14 protein-coding genes are annotated in these 14,432 nt (G+C 66.4%); 10 read left to right on the top strand and 4 right to left on the bottom strand.

Annotated elements, in window-relative coordinates; translation table 11 throughout:
• Positions 1-194: 194 nt before the first annotated feature.
• Positions 195-641, bottom strand: a complete 447-nt coding sequence (locus AB0N89_RS39865) for an Lrp/AsnC family transcriptional regulator (protein WP_364216556.1) — start codon at positions 639-641, stop codon at positions 195-197.
• Between the two features lie 107 nt (positions 642-748).
• Between AB0N89_RS39865 and AB0N89_RS39860 the strand changes: the two genes are divergently transcribed.
• The 5 genes from AB0N89_RS39860 to AB0N89_RS39840 all read left to right on the top strand — a co-directional run bounded on the left by AB0N89_RS39860 (position 749) and on the right by AB0N89_RS39840 (position 6,910).
• Positions 749-1,201, top strand: coding sequence for a rhodanese-like domain-containing protein (locus AB0N89_RS39860; RefSeq protein WP_364216553.1), 453 nt, complete (start codon positions 749-751; stop codon positions 1,199-1,201).
• A gap of 83 nt (positions 1,202-1,284) precedes the next feature.
• Positions 1,285-2,040, top strand: coding sequence for a type 1 glutamine amidotransferase (locus AB0N89_RS39855; RefSeq protein WP_364216550.1), 756 nt, complete (start codon positions 1,285-1,287; stop codon positions 2,038-2,040).
• A 93-nt stretch (positions 2,041-2,133) separates the two neighbouring features.
• Positions 2,134-3,264 carry an inorganic phosphate transporter gene (locus AB0N89_RS39850; protein WP_364216547.1) on the top strand — a complete coding sequence of 377 codons (1,131 nt, stop codon included), beginning with the start codon at positions 2,134-2,136 and terminating at the stop codon, positions 3,262-3,264.
• A gap of 109 nt (positions 3,265-3,373) precedes the next feature.
• Positions 3,374-6,346 carry a bifunctional [glutamine synthetase] adenylyltransferase/[glutamine synthetase]-adenylyl-L-tyrosine phosphorylase gene (locus AB0N89_RS39845; RefSeq protein WP_364216544.1) on the top strand — a complete coding sequence of 991 codons (2,973 nt, stop codon included), beginning with the start codon at positions 3,374-3,376 and terminating at the stop codon, positions 6,344-6,346.
• Positions 6,347-6,475: 129 nt separating this feature from the next.
• Complete coding sequence (locus tag AB0N89_RS39840; RefSeq protein WP_020633826.1) at positions 6,476-6,910, top strand: acyl-CoA thioesterase; 435 nt, start codon at positions 6,476-6,478, stop codon at positions 6,908-6,910.
• Positions 6,911-6,998: 88 nt separating this feature from the next.
• On the opposite strand, the gene glnA is transcribed toward AB0N89_RS39840, so the two are convergent.
• Positions 6,999-8,423: a type I glutamate--ammonia ligase gene (glnA, locus tag AB0N89_RS39835; protein WP_364216541.1), complete on the bottom strand. Its 1,425-nt coding sequence runs from the start codon at positions 8,421-8,423 to the stop codon at positions 6,999-7,001.
• Positions 8,424-8,595: 172 nt separating this feature from the next.
• On the opposite strand from glnA, the gene AB0N89_RS39830 reads away from it, so the two are divergent.
• Positions 8,596-9,081, top strand: coding sequence for an RDD family protein (locus tag AB0N89_RS39830; protein ID WP_364216538.1), 486 nt, complete (start codon positions 8,596-8,598; stop codon positions 9,079-9,081).
• 64 nt (positions 9,082-9,145) lie between these two features.
• Here the strand turns inward: AB0N89_RS39830 and AB0N89_RS39825 are convergent, their stop codons facing one another.
• Positions 9,146-10,099, bottom strand: coding sequence for a hypothetical protein (locus tag AB0N89_RS39825; RefSeq protein ID WP_364216535.1), 954 nt, complete (start codon positions 10,097-10,099; stop codon positions 9,146-9,148).
• A gap of 104 nt (positions 10,100-10,203) precedes the next feature.
• Positions 10,204-10,932, bottom strand: a complete 729-nt coding sequence (locus AB0N89_RS39820) for a DUF4191 domain-containing protein (RefSeq protein WP_364216532.1) — start codon at positions 10,930-10,932, stop codon at positions 10,204-10,206.
• 63 nt (positions 10,933-10,995) lie between these two features.
• Here AB0N89_RS39820 and AB0N89_RS39815 point away from each other — a divergent pair, with 63 nt between their 5' ends.
• The 4 genes from AB0N89_RS39815 (at position 10,996) to AB0N89_RS39800 (ending at position 14,371) form a co-directional block, all read left to right on the top strand.
• Positions 10,996-13,083, top strand: coding sequence for an ATP-dependent DNA helicase UvrD2 (locus tag AB0N89_RS39815; protein WP_364216529.1), 2,088 nt, complete (start codon positions 10,996-10,998; stop codon positions 13,081-13,083).
• Positions 13,084-13,299: 216 nt separating this feature from the next.
• Positions 13,300-13,566, top strand: coding sequence for a hypothetical protein (locus tag AB0N89_RS39810; RefSeq protein ID WP_364216526.1), 267 nt, complete (start codon positions 13,300-13,302; stop codon positions 13,564-13,566).
• Between the two features lie 167 nt (positions 13,567-13,733).
• Positions 13,734-14,117, top strand: coding sequence for a WhiB family transcriptional regulator (locus AB0N89_RS39805; RefSeq protein WP_364216523.1), 384 nt, complete (start codon positions 13,734-13,736; stop codon positions 14,115-14,117).
• The gene (locus AB0N89_RS39800; protein WP_364216520.1) at positions 14,114-14,371 is read left to right on the top strand and encodes a hypothetical protein; all 258 of its coding nucleotides are present in this window, start codon (positions 14,114-14,116) and stop codon (positions 14,369-14,371) included. The genes AB0N89_RS39805 and AB0N89_RS39800 overlap by 4 nt, the downstream gene beginning before the upstream one ends.
• Positions 14,372-14,432: the final 61 nt, after the last annotated feature.

Below are 14,432 nucleotides of genomic sequence, written 5' to 3'. Positions count from 1 at the left end.
GTTGTGGGAGAGTAGGACACCGCCGGACTAACATTGATAAAGGTCTGGGACCTGGTCGAGAACCCGCAAGGTTCTCCCAGGTCCCAGACCCTTTTCTGCATTCAAGGAACTCAACACACACGCCAGCGCCCCGCCACCTACCCGCGCTCAGCTCCGGTGATAGCAAAGGTCCCTTGCTCTCCCCGCGGCGTCGCTCAGCAGTTCCGCCGACAGACCGCGCGCCGGCGAACAGGCGACGAGAAGACCAGCGAAGTCGTCGTCTCCCCATAACGCTGCATCCGCTCTACGAGCTCTTCCAGCTCCGCGGTGTCCCGGCAGGCGACCCGCACCAGCCAGCACTCGTCACCCGTGACGTGATCAGCGTCGAGCACCTGAGGAAGCGCGAGGATGGCTTCGCGGAAGCGAGGCGTGTCGAGACTTCGCACCTTTGCCCGGACCATCGCCTCGATGGGAAGCCCGAGCTTGCCCAGGTCGACGCTGGCCGAGTACCCGGTGATGATCCCTTTCTCCTCGAGTCGCCGAACCCGCTCGGTCACCGCGGGCGCTGAGAGCGACACCCGGCGGCCGAGCTCGGAGAAAGTCAGCCGGCCGTCGGACTGAAGCAGTTCGAGCAGCTGCCAGTCGAGATCATCGAGGTTCACGGAACTCCAGGTCGATCGTCTTCCCTACCAGGAAACTCCAGGCTAGCCGCCGGCGAGACCTGGAATCTCCGATGTTGTGGATGATCACCGCGCAGCAGGATTGAGCCATGACGACCGAATCCCGTGTACTGACTTTCCCTGCCCTGGACAGCATGACCGCGGCCGCGCTCCTGCGTGCTGAGCTCGCTCTCGACGTGGACCCCGATGACCTAGTCCGCGACCTCGACGATGGCACTCGGCAGGGGTACCTGATCGTCGAGACCCGGGCTCCCAAAGCATTCGCAACTGCCCGCATCCCCGGCGCGGTCAATCTCCCGTATCGGGACATGACGCCCGAGTCGGTCAGCGGGCTCGATCGCGATCTCGTCTACGTCTGCTACTGCGAGAGCATCCACTGCAACGCCGCGACCAAGGGAGCCTTGAAGCTCGCGGAGCTCGGCTTCAAGGTCAAGCGTCTGTCGGGCGGCATCACCGCCTGGCAGGCAGCCGGCTATCCCGTTGACCGGGACCGCCTTACTCCCGCTCTCGCCTCGGCGCCCACCCCACGCTGCGCCTGCTGACCGAGGAAGCAGGGGACCTTTGCTATCGCCCCCCGAGCGATAGCAAAGGTCCCCTGCTCTCCTGGCGGTCGTAGGCTGGGGAGGTGACCGCTCCCAAGTTGCTCGTCATCCAGCCAGACGAATCAGATCCGATCGGCCCCCTCGGCGACTGGCTCACCGAAGCGGGAGCCGAACTCGACATCAGGTTGCCGCCTGAGCAGATCCTCCCTGTCGATCTCGACGGGTACGCGGGCGTCGTATGCCTCGGCGGCGGGATGGGAGCCAACGACGATGCCGCTCACCCGTGGCTCGCCGACGTGCGGAAGCTTCTTTCGAAGGCCGCGGGCGCGCGCATCCCCACGCTCGCGATCTGCCTCGGCGGTCAGCTCCTGGCGGTGGCGCTGGGCGGCAGTGTCGCCACCGGTGATCAGGGACCTGAGGTCGGCCCGGGACTTGTGTCCAAGAAGGACGCTGCCTGGACCGATCCGCTCTTCGCGGACCTTCCCCTCATGCAGGATGTCCTGCAGTTCCACAACGACGCGATCACCCGGCTGCCCGCGAGCGCCGAGCTTCTCGCTTCCTCACCACGGTATGCCTACCAAGCCTTCCGATTCGACCGTTGTGCCTACGGTGTCCAGTTCCATATCGAGACGACGCCGGACGTAGTCCTCGACTGGGCACGGCAGTCGCCGGAAATGGCTGAACTCACCCGGCCGGACGTACTGACCCAGGAAAACCTCGCCCGGGTGCACGCCGATATCACCGAAACCTGGCGACCGTTCGCGCACCGCTTCGTCCGACTGGTGTCCGGTGAGCTCGCCCCGGCTGCGGACCGTCAACGCACATTGCCGATGGCTTAACGACTTATGTCTCAAATGTGTATGGGTTATTAACACTCCGTCCTGGCTGTCAGGTACCTTGCGAAGGGAGTTTCGAAGGGTTCGGAGGTCGGGGTGGAGCCCTCAGTGTTGGTCGTGCTCGTCGTCGTCACGGCCCTAATTTTCGATTTCACAAACGGTTTCCATGACACTGCCAACTCGATGGCGACGTCCATCGCCACCGGGGCCCTGAGACCCAAGGTCGCGGTGACGATCTCCGCGGTCCTGAACCTGGTCGGAGCCTTCTTGTCGGTCGAGGTGGCCAAGACCATCTCGAATGGACTGGTCGATGACACCAAGATCGGACCGGCGATCGTGTTTGGCGGTCTGGTCGGGGCGATCGTGTGGAACCTGGTGACATGGTTCGTCGGGCTACCGTCCAGCTCGTCCCACGCGTTGTTCGGCGGCTTGATCGGTGCCACCTGGGTGTCGGCCGGAACGGACTCTGTCCATTTCGGAAAGATCGTCGAGAAGGTGCTGGTTCCAGCGGCGCTGTCGCCAGTCCTGGCAGGCGTCGTCGCGATGATCGTGACGTACTTCGTCTACCGGATCTTCGTCCGTCGCGGCCGGACCGCGGGCTTCCGAGTCGGACAGATCATCTCGGCCTCGCTGGTCTCGCTTGCCCACGGCACGAACGACGCGCAGAAGACCATGGGCGTCATCACGCTGACGATGATCACCGCCGGAACCCTCCCTGCCGGGGCAGGCCCGCCGCTCTGGGTGATCGTCAGCGCGGCGTTGGCGTTGGCGCTCGGCACGTACCTGGGTGGCTGGCGTATCACCTACACGCTGGGTAAGGGCTTGACGGACATCGATGGCCCGCAGGGCTTCGCCGCTCAGACCAGTTCGGCGGCGGTCATCCTCGCTTCGACGAACTTCGGTTTTCCGCTTTCGACGACCCACGTCTGCTCCGGAGGCATCGTCGGCTCCGGCGTGGGCAGGAACGAGTCACAGGTCCGCTGGCGTACAGCCGGTCGCATGGTGATCGCCTGGCTGTTCACGCTTCCGGCGGCGGCCATCGTCGGTGCCGGGGCCGGTCTCGTGACCTCGACGGGCACGGTGGGCACCATCGCCGTCGGCGTGGTCGGCCTGGCCATCGGCATCGGGATCTACCTGCTTTCACGACGGAGCCCCGTCAACGCCGGCAGCTTCGCCAGCCCCACCTCGGCCGTTTCCGAGCAGGAAGTCGGCAGGATCGCCGCCTAGCGAAGCAAGGGACCTTTGGTGTCGCCGAGCGATCGGCGACACCAAAGGTCCCTTGCTCTTTTGCGCGTCCGTCTGGTGCCGGGCGCAAGGGCGACTACGGTGGAAGCCGATGGTTGAGCGCGCCAGGCCGACCGCTTCCGTGGCGAGATACGGCTTCACCGACCCCCGTGCCGACGGGCAGCTGCGTGCTGCCGGTTGGTGGACCGAGTCCGGCCCGGACGGCTCCGCCGCCGACGTCCTGTCAGCACTTTCCCGGGCCGCGGACCCCGATCTCGCTTTGAGCGGCCTCGACCGGATCAGGGAAGCGGACCCAGCCGCCTGGAATGAGCTCGACCAAGCGCTCCGCACCAACCGCACCTTCCGCGGCCGGATGCTCGGTGTCCTGGGCACGTCGAGTGCGCTCGCGGACTTCCTGGTCGCGAACACCGACTGTTGGAAGACCCTCCAAGGCGACAAGAGCACCGAGCCGGATCAGTACGTGAACCGTCTCCTCGACCATTTGAGGTCGGAAGGCGAGCTGCTCACCGGGCTCGAGTCGGAGCAGGCCCTTCGCGTCGGCTACCGCGAACTGCTTCTCGGAATCGCAGCGGCAGACCTCGGCCACCTGGTCGAACCCGGTCTCCAGCAGCCGCCTTATGCCGAGATCGGTGCTCAGCTCACCACACTGGCCGAGGCCGCGCTGACAACGGGACTTCTGGTCGCTGAGGCTGAGGTGGGCGACAGCGTCGAAGGTCGGCTGGCCGTGATCGCGATGGGTAAATGCGGCGGTCGAGAGCTGAACTACGTGAGCGACGTCGATGTCATCTTCGTCGGCGAGGAGGATCTTTCGATCTCGACGCGGCTGGCCAGCACGATGATGCGCGTGGTCGGCAAGGCCTGTTTCGAGGTCGACGCCGCCTTGCGCCCGGAGGGTAAAGCGGGCGCTTTGGTCCGTACCCTCGACGGACACGCTGCCTACTACCAGAAATGGGCCAAGACCTGGGAGTTCCAGGCGCTGCTCAAAGCACGGCCGGTCGCAGGCGACGCCGAACTCGGACGTCAATACGCGGAGATGGTCGCACCCAAGGTGTGGGCAGCGGCCGATCGTGAGAATTTCGTTCCCGAGGTGCAGAAGATGCGGCGGCGAGTCGAAGGCCACGTGCCCTCGGCCCACGCCGAGCGAGAGCTGAAGCTGGGACGCGGTGGCCTCCGCGACGTCGAGTTCGCCGTGCAGTTGCTCCAGCTGGTCCACGGTCGGATCGACGCGGAGCTGCGTTCTCCGTCCACGATGGACGCGCTCGCCGCGCTGGGTGAAGGCGGGTACGTCGGCCGAAAGGACGCTGCGGAGCTCGGATCCTCATACGAGTTCCTCCGCACGATCGAGCATCGGCTCCAGCTTCGCCGACTCCGGCGTACGCACCTGTTCCCGGCCGCTTCGGACGCCGCCGAGCTGCGAACGATCGCGAGGGCCAGCGGAGTGCGGCCCGCCCGTGGCAGAAGTGAAGGAGATGTGCTGCTGGCGGAGTTCCGCCGCCACCTGCAGAGCATCCGACGTCTTCACGAGAAACTCTTCTACCGGCCCCTGCTGCAATCGGTCGCGAATGTGCCGACCGAAGCGTTACGGCTGACGACGAAGCAAGCGGAGAGCCGCCTCGCCGCGCTCGGATACGCCGCACCGGACGGCGCCCTTCAACACATCAAGGCGCTGACCGCGGGAATGTCACGCCGGGCGGCCATCCAGCAGGCCCTGCTGCCGGTCTTGCTGGACCTGCTCGCCGACACCCCGGACCCTGACCGCGGGCTTCTGTCCTACCGAAAGGTCTCGGAAGCACTCGAAGAAACGCCTTGGTACCTCAGGGTACTTCGGGACGAGGGTGCCGTTGTCGAGCGGCTCGCCTTCTTGTTGGGCACGTCGCGACTGGTGCCCGACCTGCTGGCGAGAGCGCCGGAAGTCCTGCAGCTACTCGGCGACCCTGCACGCTTGGCCGGTCGAACCCCGGTAGAAGTGGCGACTTCACTCCGAGCCGCGGTGCGGCGTCAGCCGGGGTTGAACGCCGCGGTCACGGCCGCTAGATCGCTCCGTCGGCACGAGATGCTGCGGATCGCGTCGGCGGACCTACTGGGGTTGCTCGACGTCCCAGCGGTCTGCGAGGCGTTGTCGAGCGTGTGGGTCGCCGTGCTGCAAGGCGCCTTGGCCGCTGCTTTTCGTCAGCGTCAGGCGGAGCTCGGTCAGACGCCCGCGAAGATCGCTGTCATCGGCATGGGGCGTCTGGGTGGTGCAGAACTCGGCTATGGGTCTGATGCCGACGTCCTCTTCGTATGCGAGCCGGCCGAAGGCGTGTCGGACTCCGAAGCGGCGAAGTTCGCTTCCTCCGTCGCTGAGACGGTTCGCAAGATTCTCGGCGCACCCAGCCCCGATCCGGCGCTGGTCGTCGACGCCGATCTGCGTCCGGAGGGGCGGAGCGGGCCGCTCGTGCGGACTCTCGAGTCCTACCGCAGCTACTACGGGCGATGGGCGGAGGTCTGGGAATCGCAGGCGTTGCTCCGGGCGCGGTTCATCGCCGGTGACGACGACCTCGGTGCGCGGTTCATCGAGATGATCGACCCCATTCGCTACCCGCAGGAAGGCCTCGACGCGGTTCGAGTACGGGAGATCAGGCGGATCAAGGCGCGGGTGGAGACGGAACGGATGCCGAAGGGCGCGGACCCGACGCGGCACACGAAGCTCGGGCGAGGAGGGCTCGCTGATGTGGAGTGGACCGCGCAACTCATTCAGCTGCGTCACGGACACGAAGTCGAGGGGCTTCGGACCACGTCCACAATCGAGGCTCTGAAGGCCGCGGCGGAGGCCGGACTTGCCGAGCCCGCCGAGATCGAATCGCTGACCGAAGCATGGCTACTGGCGACGCGTGTCCGGAATGCCGGGATGCTGGTCCGGGGTAAGGCTGTCGACGAGATCCCCAGCTCCGGCCGCGATCTCGCCGCGGTCGCGCGGGTGCTCGGTTACTCGGCCGATGACGATCCAGGCGAGTTCCTCGACGCCTACCGGCGCACGACGCGACGTGCGCACGCGGTCGTGGAGACCCTCTTCTACCAGGACTGATCCCTCTGACCTGCGGGAAGTGAGCAAGGGACCTTTGCTATCGCCTCCCGTGCGTGAACGCGGCGGCAGCAAAAGGTCCCTTGCTCACACTTGGCGTCGCGGACGGGGAGTGGCGCTTAAAGTGGACCGGTGACTGTGCGCGAACCATTTCGCACCCGGATCAAGGTGCGGCACTACGAGCTGGACACCCTCGGCCATCTCAACCACGCCGTTTACCACTCGTACGGCGAGGTCTCCAGACTCGAGCTGATGGAGCTCGCCGGTGGTCTCAACTCTGGTATGCGAGACGCGAATCTCGCCTTCGTGCTGCTTGAGTCCCATATCGTGTTCCGGCGCGAACTCCGGGCAGGCGATGTCGTGGACGTGACCTGTGACGCCAAGTTCGGTACCGGCAAGACGTTCCACATGGACTCGAACATCTACAAGGTCGACGGCACCCTTTCCGCGGAGATCACCTGCACCTTGGGGCTTATGGACCTCGAGCGGCGCAAGCTGGTGGACGACCCACGCGGCCGGATCGAGCGAGCGGGCGTCGATCTGAAGGTTCTCTCCACGTCGGAGTAGCCAGCCTGTCAGGCCAATAAGAAACGCCGGTGGTGAGGGCGATTCCGCACCTCACCACCGGCGTGCTCTTGGTGTTCCTACCGCACGATCACACGTCGTAGTACAGAGAGAACTCGTACGGGTGCGGGCGCAGCCGCAGCGGGTCGATCTCGTTCTCACGCTTGTAGGAGATCCACGTGTCGATCACGTCGGGGGTGAACACGCCACCCTCGAGCAGGTAGTCGTGGTCGGCCTCCAGCGTGTCCAGAACCGCGCCGAGGTCGCCAGGAACGAGCTTGACGTTCTGGGCCTCCTCCGGCGGAAGCTCGTAGAGGTCCTTGTCGATGGGCTCCGGCGGCTCGATCTTGTTCTTGATGCCGTCGAGGCCGGCCATCATCATTGCTGAGAACGCCAGGTACGGGTTGCCGGACGAGTCCGGGCACCGGAACTCGGCGCGCTTGGCCTTCGGGTTGTTGCCCGTGATGGGGATACGGACACAAGCCGACCGGTTCCGCTGCGAGTACACCAGGCTGACCGGGGCCTCGAAGCCCGGCACGAGCCGGTGATACGAGTTGACGGTCGGGTTGGTGAAGGCCAGCAGGCTCGGCGCGTGCTTGAGCAGACCGCCGATGTAGTGGCGGGCGGTGTCGGACAAGCCCGCGTAACCCGACTCGTCGTGGAACAGCGGCGTGCCGTCCTTCCACAGCGACTGGTGGCAGTGCATACCCGAGCCGTTGTCACCGGCGAGCGGCTTCGGCATGAAGGTCGCGGTCTTGCCGGCGGCGAACACGGTGTTCTTCACGATGTACTTGAACAGCTGCAGGTCGTCAGCAGCGTGAAGCAGCGTGTTGTACTTGTAGTTGATCTCGGTCTGACCGGCGGTGCCCACCTCGTGGTGCGCGCGCTCGATCTCGAAGCCGGAGCCCTGCAGCTTCTGGACGATCTCGTCGCGCAGGTCGGCGAAGTGGTCGACGGGGGGAACTGGGAAGTAGCCACCCTTGAACTTCGTCTTGTAACCCTGGTTGCCACCCGGCACGTCGGCACCGGTGTTCCACCAGCCCTCGACGGAGTCGATCTCGTGGAACGAGGCGTGCTCGGCGGAGTCGAACCGGATCGAGTCGAAAATGTAGAACTCGGCCTCCGGCCCGAAGAACACGTTGTCGGCGACGCCGTACTCCGAGATGTACTGCTCGGCCTTGCGCGCGATGTTGCGCGGGTCGCGGCTGTACGCCTCGCGGGTGAACGGGTCGTGCACGAAGAAGTTCAGCGAGAGCGTCTTCGCCTTGCGGAACGGGTCGATGCGAGCCGTCTCGGGGTCCGGGAGAAGCAGCATGTCGGATTCGTGGATCGACTGGAAACCACGGACTGAGGAGCCGTCGAAGGCCAGGCCTTCTTCGTAAGCCTCTTCGTTGAACGCCTTCGCCGGAACGGTGAAGTGCTGCATAACGCCGGGCAGGTCGCAGAACCTGACGTCGACGACCTCTACGTTCTCGTCGGCGATAAGGCGCTGAATGTCGTCTGGAGTAGTGGGCACCCTCGGTGACTCCTTCTCGTTCGTTGCCGGCGGCAGTACTCTCTTCGGCTCACGCTAAGAGCGCGGTGTTGCCCGACCGTCACCCGTATGTTTCGCCGGTGTTAACGGGGCGGCGATATCGGGTAGTCGACCAGGGCGAATGTGTCCCGCGCCACCGGCATACCCTGGATGGGTGGCGAGATGGACCGGAGAATGGCTGCCCGGCACCGGGGATGGAACGACGGCCGGTGGCGAGGGTACGCAGCGGTGGCGCGGTGAGCGACTCGGCTTGCCCCAATCGGGTGTCGGCTCGGTCGCGGGCGGCGGGGCACGTCTCCTCGGGCTGATCGTCGACCTGGTCCTAGCCTCGCTCGTCACCACTGTTTTTGTGACGCCCAGCCTTCAGGATCCCGCCGTCATGCAGACGTTCAACCTCTGGTCGGTGGGTGTCTGGGCGGCGATCACCGTCATTCCCGCCGCCTTCTTCGGGTTCACCCCAGGTATGGCAGTGGTCGGGGTCCGTGTCGCCAGGCTCGACGGTGCGCAAATGGTCGGAGTGTGGCGCGCGGTCGTGCGAGCCGCGCTGACCTTCCTGATCATCCCGGCCGCGATCCGCAATATCGACGGCCGAAGCTGGCTGGACCGGCTGACCGGGACCGTCGTCATCCGCATGCGCTGAGCTCGGGATGGGGAGCAAGGGACCTTTGCTCCCGCCGCGGGAAGCAGCCACGGCGCCGCGGAGGTCAGGCGGCCGGAGCCGTGGGAGCACCGCCGAGCTTCGGAGGCGGTCGTTGTCGCGCGCGACGGTGAGCCGCACGCAGTTCCTGGATCACCACCAGCTGCTCGTCGCGTAGCCGCGCTGGGCTTACCTGGACGACGATGAGGCCTGGGGCCACCAACGCGAGCGTTTCGGGTGCCGTGTCCGGTTCCAGGGCGACCTCGTCATGACGGACTTGTAACGCGACGCCGGCCTTCGGCCACCAGGCGTCGGCGACCCCGACGATCTCCCCGCCACCGGTTCGTAGCTCGGCTCGTCGCATCGGCCTGGGCAAGCCGCTGCGGTCGAGCACAGTCTCCAGCCACTGGTCGACCGCGGAGTCGACGCCATCCTGGAGTGCGCCGATGACGATCCGGGGGAGTGCCGAGCCGATCGTGCTGGCCTGCGCCAGCTCCTCTCGAAGTTCCTCCGGGGTGCAAAGTCCCCGATGGACCGCGTCGTGGATCATCGTCCGCACGGCCTGGAGTTCATCCATACGCCGGGCCGCGTCGATCAAGGCCCGGGCGAGCGGAGCTACCGGCAGCCCATCGATCTCGACCGGTTCCGGCAGGTGGATCGTCCGTTCGACGACGGCGAATCCCCAGGTGGCTACTTTGCTCCGGTGAGGGATCAGGGTGTGAGCCCGTCTTTCCGGCGGAAGTCTTCGGACTCCGTGAAGCCTGGCGGCCTGGACTCCGGTGAGCATTGCCTCGGGGCCGGCGTGAGTCAGGGCGACCTTCAGAAGTTGGCGCCTGGTCGGCGTGGCGTTGGTCAGGAGGATGACGCCGGGAATGGGACGACGCCACGGGCCACCTTCGCGGCACCGGCGAGAGATCCAGGAATGAGAGTGGCCCAGGGCGACGAGTTTCGCCCGGGCGGCCACGCCGTCCGGGAACATCGCTGCCAGCGCCTTCGGCAAGGCGCCCGAGGTTCTGTCCACACAGTGATCATGCGACCACCCACCGACAGTTTTCCGCCAGGAAACGCATCAGGGGTCCTTTGCTACCGCAGGGCGGCAGCAAAGGACCCCTGATGCTCGTTTGGTCAGCGGCGGCGGATGGTGCGCTGGACGTTGCGCATCTTCGCGCCGGCGGGCATCGGCCCCTTGGGCATCGCCGCGCCGCGGTTGCCGAGGGCGGCCAGCTTGGCTTCCAACGCGTCGACCTGAGCGGGCTTGAGGTTGCGCGGGAGCTTCATGAGGTAGCCCTGAAGCTTCTTCAGCGGCACCTGCTGGTCTTCGTTGCCGATGATCACGTTGTAGATCGGGGTCTCACCGATCAAGCGGGATACCCGCTTCTTCTCCTGCGCGAGCAGGGACTTCACGCGGTGCGGTGCGCCCTCGGCGACGAGTACGACACCCGGGCCACCGAGCACTCGGTGCACGGCGTCGAGCTGGGTCGTGGCCGCCACGGTCGGCGTCACCTTCCAGCGGCCTCGCATGTTCTCGAGTGCCCAGGCCGCGGCACCCGGCTGCCCGTCGGCCTTCGAGTACACGGTCTTCTGGACCCGCCTGCCGAAGATGATCACAGCGGCGAGCGCGCCGAGCAGGACGCCCAGCGGCAGCACGACCCAGTGCACGTCGAAGATGAACCCGATGCCGAACACCACACCGGTGATGACCAGGAGCGATCCGGCCATCCACGGGATGAGCGCCTTGTCTTCCTTGCGCTGCATCTTGAAGGCCTCGAAGATCTGCCCGCGGCGAGCCTTGCTCGCGGCACGCTTCTCCTTCTTGGCCAGCTTCGCTGCTTCCTTGTCCTGCTTTCCCGCCATGTGACCAGGATACGGCCGCGTGCCCTGCGCCGATCCCGTCGGGCCCTCTGCGAGGATCGGGGCGTGGTTAGCGCATCGTCCCCGAAGAGTCGTCCAGGCCTGCTCGATGGGCTCGATCCCGAGCAACGCGCCGCCGCCTGCGCGCCGAGGGGGCCGGTCTGCGTCCTCGCGGGAGCGGGGACCGGCAAGACACGGACGATCACCCATCGCATCGCTCACCTCGTCCGTTCTGGTCATGTCGCCGCTGGTCAGGTCCTCGCTGTCACCTTCACGACCCGCGCGGCCGGCGAGATGCGCGCGCGCCTTCGGGGCCTGGGGGTCGACGCCGCTCAGGCACTTACCTTCCACGCCGCCGCCCGCCGTCAGCTTCGGTACTTCTGGCCTCAGGTCGTCGGGGACCGGCCTTGGGAGCTGCTCGAGAACAAGTTCCGTTACGTCAGCCAGGCCGCCAACAAGGCCGGTCTCGGCACTGAGACGGAACTTTTGCGCGACCTCGCCAGCGAGATCGAGTGGAGCAAGGCCTCTTTGGTATCGCCGGACGACTATCCGGCCGTCGCTTCGCGCACGCAGCGGGACACACCCGCGCCCGCGTCGCAGGTCGCGGAGGTCTACCGCAACTACGAGAAGGTCAAGAACGCCGCTCAGGTCCTCGATTTCGACGACCTGCTCCTGCACACCACCGCGGTCCTCGAGGAGCACACGGTGGTGGCCCAGGAGTTCCGCGAGCGCTACCGCTGCTTCGTCGTCGACGAGTACCAGGACGTCACACCGCTGCAGCAACGGCTGCTCGACGCATGGCTCGGCGGCCGCGACGACTTGACCGTCGTCGGCGACGCCAACCAGACCATTTACTCATTCGGCGGCGCTTCTCCCCGGCCGCTGCTGGAGTTCACGCGGCGGTTTCCCGAGGCGACGGTCGTGAGGCTCGAGCGGGACTACCGCTCGACCCCGGAGGTCGTCGCCCTCGCCAACCAGGTGATCGGTGCCGCACGTGGCCGTCCCGCCGGGTCGAGGCTGAAGCTGGTCGGCCAGCGTCCGTCCGGACCGGTCCCGCGCTTCGCCGAGTATGACGACGAGACCGCCGAGGCCGCGGCCGTCGCGCGCAGGATCCGTGACCTGCTCGACGGCGGGGTGGCGGCCAGCGAGATCGCGGTGCTCTATCGCGTCAACGCCCAGTCGGAGGCCTATGAGCAGGCGCTGGCGGAGGTGGGCATCCCGTACCTCGTTCGCGGTGGCGAGCGGTTCTTCGCCCGCACCGAGGTCCGGCAGGCGATGTCCGCGTTGCGGATGGCGTCGACCGACGCCGACACCGGCGAGCTGGTGACCCGGGTTCGCTCCGTGCTGGCGAAGGTAGGGCTCACCGACCAGCCTCCTGCGGGAGGCGCGGCGAAAGAGCGGTGGGACGCGCTTCTTTCGCTCGTCGAGCTGGCCGAGGAGCTGGCGTCGACCGTCGATGACGCGGACCTGCCCCGATTCGTGGCGGAGCTCGAACAGCGGGCGAGCGCGCAGCACCCGCCGACAGTCGAGGGCATCACGCTGGCCTCGCTGCACGCGGCGAAGGGACTCGAATGGGACGCCGTGTTCCTCGTCGGGCTCGCCGAGGGGACCATGCCGATCCTCCACGCCGACGGCGACGACGCCGCCATCGAGGAAGAACGCCGTCTCTTCTATGTCGGCGTCACACGGGCACGAGAGCATCTGTCGCTGTCGTGGGCCTTGGCCAGGACGTCGGGAAATCGCCGCAATCGGCGACGTAGCCGGTTCCTCTACGGTCTCATCCCCGAGGACCACCCGGCGGCGAGGGTCGCTCGAGCGCAGCAGCCGAAGCAGCCGGGCAACAAGGCACGGTGCCGGGTGTGCGGCGGGCCGCTGCTGGAAACCCTGGACATCAAGCTGGGACGCTGCTCTCGTTGCCCGTCCAATGTGGATGAGCGACTGCTCGAAAAGTTGAAGTCCTGGCGCGGGGAACGCTCCCGCGAGCTCAAGGTGCCGGCTTTCGTCGTCTTCACGGACGCGACACTGGTCGCCATCGCCGAGCAGCGGCCGACCGATGACACAGCGTTATGCGCCATCTCCGGGATCGGCGCGACGAAGCTCGAACGGTTCGGGGCGGAGGTTCTCGATGTCGTGCGCGCCTCGGTGGAGTCTTGACCGCGTTCCGGGCTTGATCCATGCGGCGAACCCGCTGCTCAGAGCCGATCTTCGTAACTTCGACGGATTTTCTGGAAAATAAGTTGCCCCGGTGCGGCCGGGAGCAATAACCTGCAGGTACCGAGCCGGAAGGGCTCGGTCTGGGGAAGAACATCTACAACACAGCGTAGACCGCAGGGCGGTTCGCGCGCGACAGCGAAAGGTGGTGCCGGTGAAATGACGAACAAGATGATGCTCATGAACCCTGGCACCCGTCTGTCCTGCGTCGCGGAAGTCCCGCAGGCTCAGCGCCAGGGCACCTTTGTGCCCATGAGCATCCTCGCCGCCCGCGGCACCCAGCGTCTCAACCTGACCTGGATCGCCGCCGACGAGACCTTCACGCACGCTGCCGCCTTGGGTGGGGCGTACGTGAACGGCGGCGTCGATCTGCCGGTTATCAAGCAGTTCCGTGTTCCGTTGTCCATACGGGAGCGAAGTTCCTGACCTAGTCAGGACCAGAGGCTCACGAAGGCCGCGGAACCGGTTACCGGATCCGCGGCCTTCGTGTTTTTTGCTGCACAAACAAGTTGGCTGCACAACCTAATTGGGGTTCAGCGTTGTCCAGTTCCACCGTCAGTACGAAATCCGTTACGGGACAGAGGAGTGCACTTATGTCATCGGCCATAGCTTTCGCGCCGGGGGAGGCTCTGCCTTTCGCCGACGCCGGCGTCGTAGACCTGCTCGACGCCATCGACTCGCCCGAGTCGATGCTCCCCTGCCGTTCGGGCGACGCGGACCTTTGGTTCGCGGAGTCGCCGGCAGAGCTCGAGCGTGCGAAGGCGTTCTGCGCGGACTGCCCGGTCCGTTCCGCCTGCCTGGCGGGCGCCCTTTCGCGGCGTGAGCCGTGGGGTGTCTGGGGTGGCGAAATCTTCGAGCGTGGCGTTGTCGTCGCGCGGAAGCGGCCCCGTGGCCGCCCCCGGAAGAACCCGGTCGTCGAGCCCGTCGCCGAGGCGCGCCCCGTTGTCCGCAAGGTCGAGCGGAGCGCCGCGGCATGACCGTCGAACTCATCACCACCAGGGATTACGAGGCGCGGTCGGGTTACCGGACTCTCGCGCCGACCAAGTTGAACGAGATCAAGGTCGAGGAGACCAGCGAAATGTTGCTTTATGAAGAACTGTCCAGGGCCCGAATACGAGACCTCGAGGAGGGAGTCCGCGCGCAGCGGGCTCGAAGCGGTCCACGCGCCGCACGCAGGTGGACCAAGGTAGCCCGCTGGGCGACCCGGCGAGCCGAGCGCCTTCAGGACTGACCACTCGGGGGAGCGGGGGGCCCGGGGGATTGGCCCGCGGGGAGCGAAGGGCCCCCCCCCC

Origin of the sequence: Amycolatopsis sp. NPDC089917, assembly GCF_040684635.1 — a bacterium.
Classification (GTDB): domain Bacteria; phylum Actinomycetota; class Actinomycetes; order Mycobacteriales; family Pseudonocardiaceae; genus Amycolatopsis.
Note: the sequence above shows the minus strand (reverse complement) of the source record. Positions and strands in the feature narration are given on the sequence as shown.